The organism is Pseudidiomarina andamanensis (assembly GCF_009734345.1).
Lineage (GTDB): Bacteria > Pseudomonadota > Gammaproteobacteria > Enterobacterales > Alteromonadaceae > Pseudidiomarina > Pseudidiomarina andamanensis.
In genome coordinates this window covers 1,893,033-1,909,914 of the sequence record NZ_CP032551.1, presented here as the reverse complement: position 1 = coordinate 1,909,914, position 16,882 = coordinate 1,893,033, and the positions used below count along the sequence as shown (strand labels likewise).

Genomic DNA, 16,882 nt, shown 5'->3' with positions numbered 1-16,882 from the left:
ATTTGGTTTAAAAATCAGCACGAGATATCGCATGGCTAGCTACGATGTAAAAACATTTCAGGGTCTCATTTTAGCCCTCCAAGATTACTGGGCGCAGCAAGGTTGCGCTGTGGTACAACCGTTGGATATGGAAGTGGGCGCAGGCACATTCCACCCAATGACGTTCTTGCGCTCGGTTGGCCCAGAGCCGGCTAGCTTTGCTTATGTGCAACCGTGCCGTCGTCCTACGGATGGCCGTTATGGCGAGAACCCGAATCGTCTTCAGCACTATTATCAATTCCAAGTGCTTCTAAAGCCGTCACCGTCGAATATCCAAGAACTGTATTTGGGCTCGCTCGAAATGCTTGGGTTTGATCCATTAGTTCATGATATTCGCTTTGTTGAAGACAACTGGGAATCACCGACGTTAGGTGCTTGGGGCTTAGGCTGGGAGGTTTGGTTGAACGGTATGGAAGTCACCCAGTTTACCTACTTCCAGCAAGTTGGTGGCCTTGAGTGTAAACCAGTTGCCGGCGAGATAACCTATGGTCTTGAGCGCCTCGCAATGTATATTCAAGGCGTCGATAGTATTTATGATCTGGTATGGACAGACGGTCCACGCGGTAAGACTCTTTATGGCGATGTGTTCCATCAAAACGAAGTAGAACAATCTACTTACAATTTTGAGCACGCCGATGTGGATGTTTTGTTTGCGCGCTTTGATTCGTGCGAAAAGGAATGTGAGCACTTACTATCTGTCAACTTACCGCTACCGGCCTATGAGCAAGTCATGCGAGCGTCACATGCGTTTAATTTACTCGATGCTCGCCACGCCATTTCGGTAACCGAACGTCAACGCTATATTTTGCGCGTTCGCACCATGGCGAAAGGTTGCGCTGAAGCCTACTTTGCAGCCCGCGAAGCATTAGGTTTTCCACTAGTTCAAAACCATTCTGCAGTGAAAGAAGGAGCTTAACCGTGCGCTACGATACGTTATTAGTTGAAATTGGCACTGAAGAGCTACCTCCGAAAGCATTGAAAGGCTTAAGCGAATCCTTTACTGAGAGCTTGAGTAACTTGTTAAAAGAAAATGACTTCAGTTTTGAGAGCGTGAAATCGTTTGCAACGCCGCGTCGATTAGCTATTCAAGTAGAAAAATTGGCCTCGCAACAAACTGATAAAGTCGTTGAGAAGCGTGGCCCTGCGGTCAATGTTGCCTTTGATGACGCCGGAAATCCGACTAAAGCAGCCGAAGGTTGGGCGCGCGGCAACGGGATTACCGTTGCAGAAGCTGAACGGTTAGTGACGGATAAAGGCGAATGGCTGCTTTATAAAGCTGAAGTTCAAGGCCAGCCTCTGGCGGAAGTATTGCCCGAACTTGTGGCTGCGGCATTGAAAAAGTTACCGATTCCTAAGCCCATGCGCTGGGGTAACGGCACCGCGCAATTTATTCGCCCCGTTAAAACAGTCACCATGATGTACGGTTCAGATTTGATTCCAGGCACCATTTTAGACGTGAGCTCTAATAATCATATTCAAGGACATCGTTTTCACGCTCCTCAAGGTACGGCGTTAAAGAGCGCTGATAGCTATGAAGCAGCTCTCGAGTCGGTTTGGGTTGTGGGTGATTTCGCAAAGCGCCGTGAAATGATCGTATCTGGTATTGCTACGTTAGCCAAAGAACTGGGCGGCCGCGTTGTTGAAGACGCCGATTTAATTGACGAAGTTACCGCGTTAGTAGAATGGCCGGTGGCATTGTCAGCTTCGTTTGATGAGTCATTCTTATCGGTTCCTAAAGAGCCGTTGATTGTGACAATGAAAGACGATCAGCGTTATTTCCCGCTTGAGGACGAACAAGGCAACTTGCTACCGGCGTTTATCTTTATTACCAACATTGAGTCGAAAGACCCGGCGCAAATCACTTCTGGTAATGAAAAAGTGGTGCGCCCTCGCCTAGCCGATGCACAGTTTTTCTTTGAATCGGACAAAAAGGTTCGTTTAGCTGATCGGGTTGATGGCCTAGCTAACATTTTGTTTCAGAAACAGCTTGGTTCTATTAAGGACAAATCTGATCGCATTGCAAAGGTTGCAGCTTTAATTGCAGCAGATTTAAGTGCTAATGCGTCAGTTGCAGAACGTGCTGGCTATTTATGTAAGGCCGACCTCGCCTCGCAAATGGTATTAGAATTCCCTGAGACTCAGGGTGTGATGGGTATGCATTATGCGCGTCACGACGGCGAAGCCGCTGGTGTACCGCAAGCAATTTTTGAGCATTATTTGCCACGCTTTGCCGGTGATAATTTGCCACAATCGCCAGAAGGTGCAGCCGTTGCAATTGCGGATAAGCTCGATACCTTGGTGGGTATTTTCGGTATTGGCCAAACGCCAAAAGGTGACCGCGACCCATTTGCACTACGTCGTGCCGCAATCGGTTTGTTACGGATTATTGTTGAAGGCGGCTATAACCTAGATTTAGAAGTATTAGTTAAACAGTCGGCAGAGAGCTTTGGAACGCTGTTAACAGCGAAAGATGTTCAACAAGATGTAGTCGATTTCTTGCTAGGCCGCTTCCGTACTTGGTATCAAGAACAGGGTATCGCAGTAGACGTTATTCAAGCAGTACTTGCGCGACGCCCTACCAAGCCTGTTGATTTTGATCTTCGAGTGAAAGCTGTGACTGAGTTTAGAAGTCATTCAGCAGCAGAAGCGCTCGCAGCAGCGAATAAGCGTGTAAGCAATATTTTGGCGAAAGTTGAAGGTTCTCTGCCAACGACGGTAGATACTAACTTGCTGGTGGAAGGTGCAGAACGTGCATTAAGTGACGCGATTAATGATGCTAGAGAGGCCTCTGAGGGTGCTTTAAAGGCTGGTAACTATACCGCCGCACTTACTTCGCTTGCGTCGTTACAAGAACCGGTAGATACCTTCTTTGATAACGTGATGGTAAACGCGGATGACGATGCAGTACGACAGAATCGACTCGCTTTGCTACAAAATCTCCGTGAGTTGTTCTTACAAATTGCGGATATTTCGGTTTTAAATTAAACTAAGACGCATAAGATTCAGGTTACTTGATAACTGGCCTAGATTCTTTGTTTCCAAAAATAAAAAAGGGAGCCGATTGGCTCCCTTTTTTGTTCACTAGGACGTGACTACACGTCAAGGTTAGCAACCTTCAATGCATTCGTTTCAATAAATGCACGGCGAGGTTCAACATCGTCACCCATCAAAGTCGTAAACAGTTGGTCCGCAGCGATCGCATCCTCGATTGTTACGCGGAGCATACGGCGAGTTTCCGGGTCCATTGTGGTTTCCCACAATTGTTCCGGGTTCATCTCACCCAAACCTTTGTAACGCTGGATGTAGATACCGCGCTTCGACTCACTGATTAACCACTCAACGGCTTCAACGAAGTCACTAACCGGTTTCTCTTTCTCACCACGACGTACAAAGCCGCCCGCTTCAACCAAACCATTGATCTTCTCACCAATTGAAACGAGTTGATCGTAATCGCGAGACATCAAAAACTCGTAGCTCAGAGGATACGGTGTATCAATACCGTGACGACGCACGATAACAACTGGTAAATAGAAGTTACGTTCTTCGTCATGTTGAACAGATAAGGTATATGTTGCCGAATTAACTTCACGCGCTGTGAGATCATTTTGCAATGCACCTGCCCAATCAGTCATAGCCTGTTGATTTTTAAGCATTTCCTCTGTCAAACGTGGCGCATAGAGCAAGCGTTGAAGAAAGGCCTCAGGCATACGACGTGATAAACGCTGTTTAATTGAGTTTTGAGCCAGCTGGTAATCGTTCACCAATGTTTCGAGGTGAGCACCACTGATACCTGGCGCATCGCTCGTCACGTGCAAAGAGGCACTATCAAGTGCAAGGCTGGTCAGATACTGAATCAAACCCGGATCATCTTTGATGTAGGTTTCTTGCTTGCCCTTCTTCACTTTATAAAGTGGAGGCTGAGCAATGTACATATAACCACGCTCAATAAGCTCTGGCATTTGACGATAGAAGAAGGTCAACAGCAATGTACGAATATGCGAGCCGTCGACATCAGCATCGGTCATGATAATGATACGATGATAACGCGTTTTATCTGGATCATATTCATCACGTCCAATACCACAACCTAGTGCGGTTATGAGCGTTGCAACTTCTTGCGATGATAGCATCTTGTCGAATCGTGCTTTCTCAACGTTTAGAATTTTACCCTTCAAAGGCAAAATTGCTTGGTTCTTGCGGTTACGGCCCTGCTTCGCAGAACCACCCGCAGAGTCACCCTCCACGATGTAGAGTTCAGACAAGGCAGGATCTTTTTCCTGACAGTCCGCAAGCTTACCCGGTAAGCCAGCTAAATCTAAAGCGCCTTTGCGGCGTGTCATTTCGCGTGCTTTACGTGCTGCTTCACGAGCTCGTGCTGCATCGATAATTTTGCCGACAATAATCTTAGCGTCGCCCGGTTGTTCTAAAAGGTACTCTGCTAATTTCTCGTTCATCGTCTGCTCAACTGCAGATTTCACCTCAGATGAGACAAGCTTATCTTTCGTTTGCGAAGAGAATTTAGGATCAGGCACCTTCACAGACACAACAGCGGTTAAGCCTTCACGCGCATCGTCACCCGTTGCGTTGGTCTTATATTTCTTATTAAGACCTTCTTTCTCCATGTAGGTATTTAACGTTCGAGTCAGTGCAGCGCGGAATCCAGCTAAGTGCGTACCGCCATCACGCTGAGGAATATTATTCGTAAAGCAGTAAATACCCTCTTGGAACGAATCATTCCATTGCATAGATACTTCTACTGAAATGCCATCTTCCCGCTCAGTACTAAAATGGAAAACGTTTTGGTGAATTGGCGTTTTATTTTTATTCAAATATGAAACAAAGGCAGAAATACCGCCTTCGTATTTGAAGTGGTCTTGACGCTCGTTTCGCTCATCTTTAAGAATGATTGAAACGCCTGAATTCAGGAATGACAGTTCGCGTAATCGCTTCGCAAGAATATCGTAGTGGAACTCGATATCGCTGAAGATGGTTGGGCTTGGCCAGAAACGTATTTCTGTACCGGTTTTATCAGTATCACCGATTTGCGCCAACGGCTCTACTGGGTCACCCAAGTTATAGGTTTGCTGATAGATGTGACCTTGACGTTGAATCGTCAGCAATAGTTTGTCTGACAAAGCGTTTACAACAGACACACCAACACCGTGCAGACCGCCCGAAACCTTGTATGAATTGTCATCGAACTTACCACCGGCGTGCAGTACGGTCATGATAACCTGTGCTGCCGATACACCCTCTTCTGAGTGGATGTCTACCGGAATACCACGACCATCATCTCGAACTGATACTGATCCGTCGGAATGAATCGTCACAAGAATATCTTTGCAGTGCCCTGCTAACGCTTCATCGATTGAGTTATCGACAACTTCGAAAACCATGTGATGTAAGCCGGTACCATCGTCGGTATCACCGATGTACATTCCGGGGCGTTTGCGAACTGCATCAAGCCCTTTAAGGACTTTAATACTGGACGAATCGTAATTGTTTTCTGCCATAATTAGCTTCTCTATTGTTCCTTGACGGTTCCATGTTCCACGTGGAACATTCTCGTATCTTCAGTTTTGAGGAGCGAACTTATGTCACTACCATCAATCGCCGATACAAAAACCTGTGACTTGGATGCGACGAGCGCACCACAAAACTTCTGCTGACTGACCGAATCTAATTCGGCTGTAATGTCATCCACTAGGTAGATACATTGTACGCCAGTTTTCTGCTGAAGGTATTCACCTTGTACCAACTTGAGTGCGGCAACAAGTAACTTCAACTGCCCACGTGAAAGAAGGTTTTTAACATCCTCTCCGTCGGCCAGTATTCTAAGCTCAGCTTTATGCGGACCGACCGTTGAATGCCCATATCGTAAATCTTGTTCACGATGTTTTGCGAGCGCCTCAGCGAGGGTAACACCCTTTTCCCAACCAGACCGCAATTGAAACTCAAAATTATAGTTCGGCAAAAACTCTGCCAAACGTCGTGCTAATACGGGAACGAATCCTTTAACATAGGTTTCGCGATGCGCATGAATGCGCTCACCGAAACTAGCAAATTGTTCGTCCCAGTAGCGATGTTCTTGATGAAATCGCTTCATCTTGAGTAAGCTGTTGCGTTGTTTCAACAATTTAGCAAAACCAACCCAATCGCTGTAAAAGGAATGTTCCACGTGGAACACTCCCCAATCTATGTACTGCCTTCTTACCTTCGGGCCACCCAAAATTAATTCGATACTTTCAGGTGTCATCAGTTGAACTGGCACCATTCGTGCCAATGCCGAAAATCGTTTCTCTTTCGCTTGGTCGATTCGTAGTTGTACTTCGCCCACGTGATTTCGCTGATAACCAACTTGATGCTTTTCACCGCTTTGTTCGGTTACGCGGGCGAATACAACAAACTGGTCGTCTTCGTGTCGAATCAATTGGCGAAAAGTACCAGGTCGAAACGAACGGCCAAAACCCAAGCAATAAATCGACTCGATTAAACTCGTTTTACCGCTGCCATTTGCTCCGGAAATAATATTCACCGTTTTACTTGGCGTGATTGATACCGACGCGAAATTCCGAAAGCTTGTAAGCGACAACGACTCGAGATACATACGACAGCAATGCGCCTTTTACAGGCGCATTGGCATAACCACGTACAACGACGAATCGTCGTCGTTATCTTCAATAAGTCCACTTGCGTCAGAACCTGAAAGCGTGAATTTCACCTTACTGCCTTGTACGGTGTTCAATACATCAATCAAGTAGCTAACGTTAAAGCCAATCTCTAACGGCTCGCCCTGATATTCGACTTCAATCACTTCTTCAGCGGTTTCCTGTTCTGGGTTGTTAGCTGTTAAACACATCTCACCAGAACTTAAATTAACACGGACACCACGGTACTTTTCATTCGAAAGAATTGAAGCGCGCGAACAAGCTTGCTTCAACACTTCGCGCTCAGCCACAACCACTTTGTCGCCGCCACTTGGAAGTACACGGCGGTAGTCAGGGAATCGGCCATCAACCAATTTGCTGGTAAATCCAATCCCATTTGTTTCAATACGAATATGGTTGTTACCAATTAAAATCTTCACTTCGTTCTCAACATCGTCGAGAAGACGAAGCAATTCCATCACGCCCTTGCGCGGTACAATCACCTGTCGTGCAGCAAGATTCGGTTGACCAATCTCACAGCTACTCATTGCTAAACGGTGACCATCTGTTGCGACGGTACGCAAAATATTTACATCGGTTTCAAACAACATACCATTTAGATAGTAACGAACATCTTGGTTCGCCATGGAAAAATGCGTGCGTTCCATTAAATCTTTTAAAACTGCTTGGCTTGTCACCAACTGGATATCGCTATCCCAGTCGTCGATATTAGGGAAATCTTGTGCGGGTAGCGTGGCTAGCGTGAACTTGCTTCGACCAGAGCGAATCATCGCTTTGTCTGCCGATGCGCTAAATTCTACCGTCGCACCGTCTGGCAGGCTGCGAACAATATCGACCAACTTCTTCGCAGGAACGGTTACTTCACCTGCTTCACCGCCCTCAATAGCGCATGAAGAAACGAGTTCTACTTCTAAGTCTGTTCCAGTAAGCCGTACCTGATCCGACGATGCTTGAATGAGTACATTCGATAAAATCGGAATGGTATGTCGGCGCTCAACTGCACCGCTGACAACTTGAAGTGGCTTTAAAAAAGCATCACGACTGATGGAAAATTTCATACCCACATTCCCCTGTTGTTTGTTCCTTGTCGCTTCGCCGCGTTTTACTCAAAACTAAACGTTACGCCGACAGCGTTCGAATTAAATTACGATAATCTTCTTTTAAATCGTTCTGTGAATCTTTTAATTTTGCAATCGTCCGACACGCATGTAATACCGTCGTGTGGTCGCGCCCGCCAAAGGCATCGCCAATTTCCGGTAAACTATGATTCGTCAATTCTTTCGCTAATGCCATCGCCATTTGGCGAGGACGAGCAACTGAGCGCGAGCGACGCTTAGACAGCATATCTGACATTTTAATGTTGTAGTACTCAGCCACTGTCTTTTGAATATTTTCAATCGTAACTAACTTTTCTTGTGCTGCAATCAAATCTCGCAATGCTTCGCGCACGAAATCGATTGTTATTTGCCGCCCAGTTAAATTCACATTTGCCACCAAACGGTTCAAAGCGCCTTCTAACTCTCGCACGTTTGAGCGAAGCCGTTTCGCAATGAAGAAAGCTACTTCATGAGGTAAGGTAATTCCACGCTCTTGCGCTTTACGAATCAATATAGCCACGCGTGTTTCTAGCTCTGGCGGCTCAATCGCAATGGTCAAACCCCAGCCAAACCGCGAACGTAGTCGATCTTCTAAGCCCTCGATTTCTTTCGGATACAGATCACTGGTAAGAATGATTTGTTGGTTACCTTCAAGTAACGCATTGAAAGTATGGAAGAATTCTTCCTGTGTACCCTTTTTATTCGAGAAAAAGTGAATGTCATCAATCAGCAACGCGTCAACGGAACGATAATAGCGCTTCATTTCATCAATCGTACTATTCTTTAGCGCATTCACCATATCTTGAACGAAACGTTCGGCACGAATATAGAATACTTTCGCATCTTTCTTATGGGTACGAATAGCATTACCGACAGCATGTAACAAATGGGTTTTACCTAGCCCAGTACCACCATATACAAACAGCGGGTTATAAGCGCTACCTGGATTCTCCGCTACTTGATGTGCCGCTGCCAACGCAAGTTGATTCGACTTACCTTCCACGAAGTTATCAAAGGTATACTCTTCATCAATATTGCACTCAAAAGCAGGGGCTGGGGCATCCGTTGCATTCCATGGCGTTGCGCGAGGTTGGCGCGGTGCTGGTGCAGCGGCTGGTGTTGATACTGGGCGGCTAGCAGTCGTGCTTGTTGCTACACCATTACCCGTTGGTTTCTTTTCAACACCACCAACCCGGAAAGAAACTCGTGGACTCTTTTCACCACGCTCTGTAGCAAGCTCATTTAGGTAGTCGTTAATCTGGTTCAAATATTTATCTTTGATCCAATCAACAACATATGAGTTGGGCGCGTATAAGGTAAGAACGTTGTCTTCGACTTCAGATTGAAGTGGACGGATCCAGGTATTGAAATTCTGCGCGGTTAATTCGCTTTGCAGTCTATCTGCGCATAATTGCCAAAGCGATTTATTCACACCTGTCTCCCGATATTGTCAGTTATAATTATTAGTCGCGATAGCTAAAGCCAGATCGGTAGCGATCCTTTGTTTTTAGCATCGGCTGGATTGATTTGATTGTACTAAAAGCACCTCAGGATCGCTAGCATTTGCAACAAATTTACTGCATCGACGACGAGTGCTTATCCACAATTAAAATCATTCTCATCTTCCATTTGTGGATAGCTTTTTACGTTGACTTTGATCCTTTTAACCGTTAGAATTCGCGCTCTAAATTTTTAGGTAACTCGAATACGGAAGTAACGTCATGAAAAGAACATTTCAACCAAGCGTATTGAAGCGCAAGCGCACTCACGGTTTCCGTGCTCGTATGGCAACGAAAAACGGTCGTCAAGTGTTGGCTCGCCGTCGTGCCAAAGGCCGTAAAGTTCTGTCTGCATAATATTGAAGCAGAATTACGCTTACGGGCGGGAGTTAAGACTGTTAACTCCCGCGCACTTTCAGAAAGTCTTCGATAATCCCCCGGTGAAAGCTGTCACGGCTGAACTCACCATGCTTGCTACCCCAAATAATCTCGGTTTTCCTCGTATTGGCGTCACGCTCTCAAAAAAGCGAGCCAAGCGCGCTGTTGATCGAAATCGAATAAAACGCAAGATTCGCGAGAGTTTTCGTCTAAAACAGCATAAAATACCGGCATTCGATATTATCGTGATTGGAAAAAACGGTGTTGTTGATCTTTCTCAGGAAGAGTTGCAGCAACGTTTGGATTACTTATGGCGAACCTTAAGCAAGCGTTGCGCGCAGTACCTATCGGTTTCATCCGACTCTACCAGCTAATTATTAGTCCGCTGATAGGGCCGCGTTGTCGATTTACGCCAACCTGTTCACAATACGCCATCGAAGCAATCCAAAAGCATGGTATCATTCGAGGCTTCTGGCTTGCCAGTAAGCGTATTCTCAAATGTCACCCAGGGCATCCAGGTGGCTTCGACCCGGTTCCAGGTACTGAATCTTGTGAAACGGAAACAACGAATCAAAGTAAAACAGAGACGAAGGACTTATGAATTCGCCACGTTCTATCTTGTTTATCGCTTTCTTGGTAGTGAGCTTTTTCCTCTACCAAAATTGGCTTATTGATACTGCACCGGGTACACAAAAAGCGGCGCAAACCCAACAAACTCAATCGACAGATTCCGGTGTGCCTGAAGCACGCATGGCTCCAGCTGCTACTGATAGCTCGGTTCCAGAATCTACCGACAGTGGTTTGCCAGCTACAACCAACGCATCGAATAACCCACGCGTGCAGGTGAAAACTGACGTACTTGATGTGGTTATCGACACCCACGGCGGTGATGTTGTTAACGCTCAACTTCTTCAATTTGCCCGCACTCAAGACTCAGAAGAGCGATTTGAGTTGTTGCACGCAAATTCTAACCAACTCTACATTGCTCAATCAGGCCTTGTTGGCGCCGATGGAACAGACTCAGCGCAAGGCCGCCCAGTGTTCCACGTAGAACAAACTGATTATCAATTAACCGGTGATAAGCTTGAAGTACCTCTTCACTACACGCTTGAAGATGGTAGCCAAATAACTAAAACCTTCATCTTCTCAAAAGGTTCTTACGCCATAGACGTGGTTTATACCATTCGCAACGCGACAGGCAGCCATAAGCAAGTTCAGTTTTATGCCCAACTTAAGCAAATCATGACTGAAGGCTCGGGCAACATGATGATGCCAACCTATAAAGGTGGTGCCTACTCATGGGATGAAGACCGTTACGAAAAATACGCATTTGACGATATGCGCGACCAACGCCTAAGCCGCGAAACCCAAAAGGGCTGGGTGGCTATGCTTGAACACTATTTTGTTTCAGCGTGGATTCCACGAGGCGAAGGCACTAAACAACTATTCTCGCGCATTGTTGGTGGTGACCAAGCGATTATGGGGGTACTTTACCCAACTGCGACGGTAGCACCAGGCGCTGAAGCACAACTACGTTCAACACTGTTTGTTGGTCCAAAAGATCAAGATGCTATGGCAATGGTTGCTGAAGACTTAAACTTAACCGTTGATTACGGCTTCTTGTGGTGGCTTGCGCAACCAATCTTCAAATTGCTTCAGTTAGTACAAAGCGTCCTCATTAACTGGGGTCTGTCGATTATCGCCATCACCATCATCATTAAAGCGTTGCTCTATCCGTTGACCAAAGCACAGTACGTGTCCATGGCGAAAATGCGGATGATTCAGCCAAAAATGCAAGCGCTTCGTGAACGCTATGGCGACGACCGTCAGAAAATGTCACAAGCCATGATGAAAATGTACAAAGAAGAGAAAGTAAACCCACTGGGTGGTTGTTTACCGATGCTTCTTCAGTTGCCTATTTTCTTGGCCTTGTACTGGGTACTTTTAGAAAGCGTAGAGCTTCGTCATGCACCGTTGTTCCTCTGGATTAACGATTTGTCTGCGAAAGACCCTTACTACATTCTGCCTATTTTAATGGGTGCATCGATGTTCATTATGCAGAAGTTACAACCAACTCCTGCTACCGACCCGATGCAACAAAAATTACTGCAATACATGCCTGTTATCTTTACCGTATTCTTCCTATGGTTCCCTGCAGGTCTGGTACTGTACTGGTTGAGCAGTAACTTAATTACCATTGGTCAGATGCAGTGGATCTATCGTGGCCTTGAAAAGAAAGGCATGATGGAACGTCGCAAGAAGAAATAAGCGATGGACTTTGAGCTAACGAACGACACGATCGTCGCACAAGCCACGCCTCCAGGGCGTGGTGGTGTTGGCATCGTCCGAGTTAGTGGGCCGGCGGCACGCAGTGTCGCCGAGCGCATGCTAGGTTACTGCCCAGCCCCGCGCAAAGCCGAATACCTGCCGTTTAAAGACCTTCATGGTGCTGTGCTCGACGAGGGCATTGCACTATTTTTCCAAGGTCCAAATTCGTTTACTGGTGAAGATGTACTTGAACTACAAGGTCACGGCGGCCCTGTACTCATTGACATGATCATTAAAGCCATTCTGGATTTCCCCGATGTACGCCCCGCTCGTCCCGGCGAATTCAGCGAGCGTGCGTTTCTGAACGACAAGCTTGATTTAACGCAAGCGGAAGCCATCGCCGATCTCATCGATACGACTTCAGAACAAGCAGCCAAAGCCGCCCTACAAAGCCTACAGGGCGGATTCTCACACGAGATAGACCAACTTGTTGATCAAGTGATTCATCTGCGTATGTACGTTGAGGCTGCGATTGACTTCCCGGATGAAGAAATTGATTTTCTTAGCGACGGCAAAGTCGCCACTGATCTTGAAGGCATCATCGACCGCCTACAACAGGTCATGGTACAAGCAAAACAAGGCACGCTGTTGCGCGAAGGCATGAAAGTTGTGATTGCCGGTCGACCAAATGCCGGTAAATCATCACTGTTAAATGCGTTAGCAGGCCGAGAATCAGCCATCGTGACCGCCATAGCCGGTACCACTCGTGACGTGTTGCGCGAACATATCCAAATTGATGGTATGCCGTTACATATCATTGACACCGCCGGACTCCGAGAAAGCCCAGATGAAGTTGAGCGAATTGGTATCCAGCGCGCCTGGGACGAAATTCGCGGTGCTGATCGCGTGTTGTTTATGGTGGATGCAATAGAAACCAACGCAGTACACCCCGCTGACATTTGGCCTGAGTTCTTTGAACAGCTACCTGACGATTTACCATTCACGGTCATTCGCAACAAAGTGGACTTAAATGAAGAGCCGGTCACGATTGAAGATATCGGCGGCATTCCAGTACTGCATCTGAGCGCTAAAACCGGCCGCGGTATTGATCTTTTACGCGAACACCTAAAACATTGCGTTGGCTACACTGCCACCAGTGAAGGTAGCTTTATGGCGCGTCGTCGTCACCTTGATGCCCTCGAGCGCGCGCGCGAACATCTCATGGTTGGTCAAGAACAATTAGAAATGAATCTAGCCGGCGAGTTACTGGCCGAAGAACTTCGCCTCACCCAGCAACACCTTAATGAAATAACCGGCGAATTCACCTCGGATGATTTACTCGGCAAAATCTTTAGCAGCTTCTGTATTGGGAAATAATCATTATTTTTTCCAGTTTGTCTGGCTCAAACTCAATACCTGTTTCGTTGAATTTGACGGTATCGCTAGCACAACCTTATGGTCGCTAATTGACGAAAATACCGTTTCAACAGAAAGCTCTGACAAACTGCCTCCTACACAAATAATCTGACCATTTAAATCAACGTACGTTTGCCCTGCATAAACAGTCTCGAGCATATTTCCCGACTGTTCTACTTGCACCTCACAGCCCTCGTTAACGCTTATTAAGCGCTTCACAATAGCGTCTAACCACTTGTCATCTGACTCTGACTTAGTTAGATGATGCGAATTTACTAGCGTATCAAGATCATGTTCAACTATGCGCCATGTCCAACTCTGTGTTCCCTCTGTTGCCGACGACATGGTCAAGAAACTGGTACTAAATCGATGTGCCAATGCCGACCCAGACACACCCATTATCACTAAAAGCAGTAAGAGATTTAATTTTGTTTTCAAGGTCTCAACTCCTGCGCTGCTTCTAGCAGCATATAATCAAAAGGCTCTCGAGCAACTGCAACCGTTAACTCAGCCCAATAGACCGCCGCTTTCGCATTGCCACTCACATAGGTGTGATAGTAAGCAATATCAGCGGTGTGCAAACGGTCGTGGCGTAATTCCCTAATTTCAATACGTTCAGATGCTAATGAACGCCAGCAGGTCAACTGGCTGCTACTTTCCAGTTCTGCACGAGCAAAACGAACGATAAGACTATCGGGAAACAGACTGTCGGGCTCTGGACAACGAGGCATAACATCTGAAGCCACTTCAGGTCTATTCTGTTTAAACCAAATATCGAGTATTTGTTTCTGAGCGACAACCGGTTGAGCTGCGTAGTTAGCGCTATCTAACCATTGCAATGCTTCGTTGTAATACCCCAACAGCTGTGCTTGTTCGGCAAGTATTTGAAAACGCCATGCTGATACTTCATCTGACATATCAATATTTCGAGCCGCTATGCGTTTTAATGCTTGATACGATTGCGGAAGTTCACCGCTGCGTCCTTCAACTTCCAATAAGCAGGTCGCCCAAGTATCAACCGGAACCAATACCCGAAGGTTTTGACAGGCCATACGAGCGTCTTCAAGCGCACCAATAGTCAATGAAATGCGAGCCCGTATAAGCAATGCGTTGCTTACTAGAAAACCGGTTTTCTCAACTTTATCTAAAGCTTGCAGCGCTTCTTCAAAGCGGTGCTCAAATTGTAGGAAATCCGCTCGCGCTAGATACCACTGAGCTTGTTGTAATGGCTCCATATCAACCAAGAGCGACTGATTTCGTCGCCATATTACTTCGGCATCTTGGTGAAACGAATGCGTTGCTTCATGCTTTCCTTCCTGCACCAACATGGCGTAGTGTTTCGCATCAGAGAAAGGGGCTGCGGCGACAACGCCGCTGCCCAGCACCAACACCACCATGAGGAAAGGTGATCGCTTGGTAACTCTAGTCATTTCCTGAAACCTCACCAGCAGCAATAAGGTCGTCAAACTCTGCGGTAGTTGTAACATCTTGCTGATACGAACGTCCGTTTACCGAAATTGGCTGCGCCTGTGTTGACTGGTCAAACGCTGCTCGTACCGCAGTACGAAACGACACAACCAACTCTTCAACGGTAATCGAAACACTTCCTCGAGATGAAAACTGACCATCTGAAACACGAAACGTGAATGAGTCACTCCCGACGAATTCCGCTCGCGGTGTGTAAGTAAAACTACCATCGCTGGCGACTGTCACCATTCCTTCGCTTGGCTCTCCATCAAGTGAAAAAATCAATTCGCCTTCTTCACTATCTGCTGCAGATAATTGTCCCATCACCGGTGTTTCAGTTGATGTAGTAATGCGCGTAGAAATCGCCTCTGGCGCGGTATTTATGTTTGCGTCAGAATCGAAGCAACCCGACATACCAACACTTAAACCAACAATAGTAGCTACTTTTATCATCATTGCTTTCATGACAAATCTCCTTATTGCGGTGAACCAGCGAGCGGCGCTAGCAAGTAAGGGAAGCTGGTATTAAAGAAACTGCTATCTAACGGCGCACCGTCAGTAAATGGTGCCGTACCAACATTTGCATCAGCTGGCTCACAGAAACCTAGGTTAGTAGGCTGACCGTTCACTGGAATGTCATGACAAAGCGCACCCATCACAACCCGTAATGCGATATCGACCACGTCATCACCGGGGCGACGTCCATTCGGGAAGCCAGCTAAATCATTACCAGCTACACCAAAGTTCGATTGTAAATCGGCTGGTGTGGCAGGTATCGCTGTATTCAGACGTAGCATTTCAGATGCGGTCACGGTCGCTTGCTGATTAACCCCCGCAAACCCCGTTAAAAAAGCCGCTACCAAGTCGGTCCGTGGATAATTAGTCGGTGCAATTGTTTCAAAATTGGTTCCCAACGTGGCATTAACGGCATCGCGGAATAAAATATCCAATATCACCGGCAATGTCGGGTGAGTTACGTAGGTTGCAAACTGTCCATCAGCTGAAGGGTGTGCTGATGAGAACCGATCTTTATCATCAATACCAATTACCAATTCATTCACAAGCGGTGAGCCTAGTCGCGATACTTGCACTAATGCACCACCATTAACTTCTGGTTTGCTCGCCACGGCATTCGGATTCAAGATTCGTGCCTGCGGTAAACTTGCTGTTGTCCAAGCACCAATAACACCGTTACCATTGCCAACTAAACACGACTTCGGTACTTCCAGTGCAATCGTATTGGTATTCTTATCGTTCAAATCGTCATTGTTAATCGACTGCGTAATACCTCCAGGGAAGCCGCCACCATCGCCAGCACCCGGTGCACTATCTCCTTCAACAGGAACATAGTTCACTAAATCGAAGGTTTCACCAAGATTTACCGTGAAGGAGTCTTTGCGTTGACCCACGAACACGCGCCCTGGCGCACTGCAGTTTGGTATTGAAATGTCATAGATGTATTGGTTCGCATAAGCTTCATAGTCTGCAGTCGAACCAAAGGTTTTTTCACCAACATAAGCATAGGGTTTAACAAACGCTGTTTCGCCATTAACACCAGTAACAGCGGCGCTTGAACCACTTCTTTGTGCCCCTGAAACCACCGCTAAACTGTATGTCTCGTTGTAATTTAACGTCGCGTTGTTGCCCGCAGCAATGCCACCAACATGTTTAAGCGGTACACTCACGTTAATCGCGTCAGGGCCAACCGGCAACGTCACGCCAGCTATTTCGTTGTTAAAGCGAAATTCAAACGTCACGTCTTCAACCGCATCGCCATCAGAATCAATGTGTAATGCATATACCGCTGCTGGATCCATGGCGAAATAGTTTGGCCCACCGTAAGCATCCTGCAATGGAATATAGTTGGCGATGATTGTGACGTAGTCTTCTCGCCCTAATTCATAACTATTGAATAGATAGAAGTCTGTTGAATCTAGTGTAGGTAAACGCGCAATATTCGGCGCTTCACGGTGGCTTGATGCAAATGCTGTCGAGGCAGCAATGGCAACGCCTAGTATTGTTGTTGTAAACAAAGTCTTGTTGTTCATAT

15 protein-coding genes are annotated in these 16,882 nt (G+C 46.6%); 7 read left to right on the top strand and 8 right to left on the bottom strand.

Annotated features, from left to right (window positions below; genetic code table 11):
• The first annotated feature begins 31 nt into the window (after window positions 1–31).
• Both glyQ and glyS read left to right on the top strand, forming a co-directional pair.
• Window positions 32–955: a glycine--tRNA ligase subunit alpha gene (gene glyQ, locus D3795_RS09070; RefSeq protein WP_156268092.1), complete on the top strand. Its 924-nt coding sequence runs from the start codon at window positions 32–34 to the stop codon at window positions 953–955.
• A 2-nt stretch (window positions 956–957) separates the two neighbouring features.
• Window positions 958–3,024 (top strand): glycine--tRNA ligase subunit beta, encoded by a 2,067-nt coding sequence (gene glyS, locus D3795_RS09065; protein WP_156268090.1) that lies wholly within the window; start codon window positions 958–960, stop codon window positions 3,022–3,024.
• Between the two features lie 107 nt (window positions 3,025–3,131).
• Here the strand turns inward: glyS and gyrB are convergent, their stop codons facing one another.
• The 4 genes from gyrB to dnaA form a co-directional block, all read right to left on the bottom strand.
• On the bottom strand, window positions 3,132–5,552 hold the full coding sequence (gene gyrB / locus D3795_RS09060) for a DNA topoisomerase (ATP-hydrolyzing) subunit B (RefSeq protein ID WP_156268088.1): 2,421 nt from the start codon (window positions 5,550–5,552) through the stop codon (window positions 3,132–3,134).
• Window positions 5,553–5,563: 11 nt separating this feature from the next.
• Window positions 5,564–6,646, bottom strand: coding sequence for a DNA replication/repair protein RecF (recF, locus tag D3795_RS09055; protein ID WP_156268086.1), 1,083 nt, complete (start codon window positions 6,644–6,646; stop codon window positions 5,564–5,566).
• Window positions 6,647–6,664: 18 nt separating this feature from the next.
• Entirely contained in the window at window positions 6,665–7,765 is a 1,101-nt protein-coding gene (dnaN, locus tag D3795_RS09050; protein WP_156268084.1) for a DNA polymerase III subunit beta, read from the bottom strand.
• 61 nt (window positions 7,766–7,826) lie between these two features.
• Window positions 7,827–9,236: a chromosomal replication initiator protein DnaA gene (gene dnaA / locus D3795_RS09045; protein ID WP_156268082.1), complete on the bottom strand. Its 1,410-nt coding sequence runs from the start codon at window positions 9,234–9,236 to the stop codon at window positions 7,827–7,829.
• A 289-nt stretch (window positions 9,237–9,525) separates the two neighbouring features.
• Here dnaA and rpmH point away from each other — a divergent pair, with 289 nt between their 5' ends.
• The 5 genes from rpmH to mnmE all read left to right on the top strand — a co-directional run bounded on the left by rpmH (window position 9,526) and on the right by mnmE (window position 13,326).
• Entirely contained in the window at window positions 9,526–9,660 is a 135-nt protein-coding gene (gene rpmH, locus D3795_RS09040) for a 50S ribosomal protein L34 (protein WP_055439485.1), read from the top strand.
• Between the two features lie 83 nt (window positions 9,661–9,743).
• Window positions 9,744–10,055, top strand: coding sequence for a ribonuclease P protein component (rnpA, locus tag D3795_RS09035; protein WP_390622208.1), 312 nt, complete (start codon window positions 9,744–9,746; stop codon window positions 10,053–10,055).
• Window positions 9,992–10,282, top strand: a complete 291-nt coding sequence (yidD, locus tag D3795_RS09030) for a membrane protein insertion efficiency factor YidD (RefSeq protein WP_156268080.1) — start codon at window positions 9,992–9,994, stop codon at window positions 10,280–10,282. Before rnpA ends, yidD begins: the two co-directional genes overlap by 64 nt.
• Window positions 10,279–11,949, top strand: a complete 1,671-nt coding sequence (gene yidC / locus D3795_RS09025; protein WP_156268078.1) for a membrane protein insertase YidC — start codon at window positions 10,279–10,281, stop codon at window positions 11,947–11,949. Before yidD ends, yidC begins: the two co-directional genes overlap by 4 nt.
• A 3-nt stretch (window positions 11,950–11,952) precedes the next feature.
• Window positions 11,953–13,326 carry a tRNA uridine-5-carboxymethylaminomethyl(34) synthesis GTPase MnmE gene (mnmE, locus tag D3795_RS09020; protein WP_156268076.1) on the top strand — a complete coding sequence of 458 codons (1,374 nt, stop codon included), beginning with the start codon at window positions 11,953–11,955 and terminating at the stop codon, window positions 13,324–13,326.
• A 3-nt stretch (window positions 13,327–13,329) separates the two neighbouring features.
• On the opposite strand, the gene D3795_RS09015 is transcribed toward mnmE, so the two are convergent.
• Genes D3795_RS09015 through D3795_RS09000 form a run of 4 tightly spaced genes read right to left on the bottom strand, consistent with a single transcriptional unit; the run spans window position 13,330 to window position 16,880 of the window.
• Entirely contained in the window at window positions 13,330–13,803 is a 474-nt protein-coding gene (locus tag D3795_RS09015; RefSeq protein ID WP_156268074.1) for a hypothetical protein, read from the bottom strand.
• On the bottom strand, window positions 13,800–14,795 hold the full coding sequence (locus tag D3795_RS09010) for a tetratricopeptide repeat protein (RefSeq protein WP_156268072.1): 996 nt from the start codon (window positions 14,793–14,795) through the stop codon (window positions 13,800–13,802). The genes D3795_RS09015 and D3795_RS09010 overlap by 4 nt, the downstream gene beginning before the upstream one ends.
• Complete coding sequence (locus D3795_RS09005) at window positions 14,788–15,297, bottom strand: Ig-like domain-containing protein (protein WP_156268070.1); 510 nt, start codon at window positions 15,295–15,297, stop codon at window positions 14,788–14,790. The genes D3795_RS09010 and D3795_RS09005 overlap by 8 nt, the downstream gene beginning before the upstream one ends.
• Before the next feature lie 11 nt (window positions 15,298–15,308).
• Window positions 15,309–16,880: a DUF4331 domain-containing protein gene (locus D3795_RS09000; RefSeq protein WP_156268068.1), complete on the bottom strand. Its 1,572-nt coding sequence runs from the start codon at window positions 16,878–16,880 to the stop codon at window positions 15,309–15,311.
• Between the last annotated feature and the right edge of the window lie 2 nt (window positions 16,881–16,882).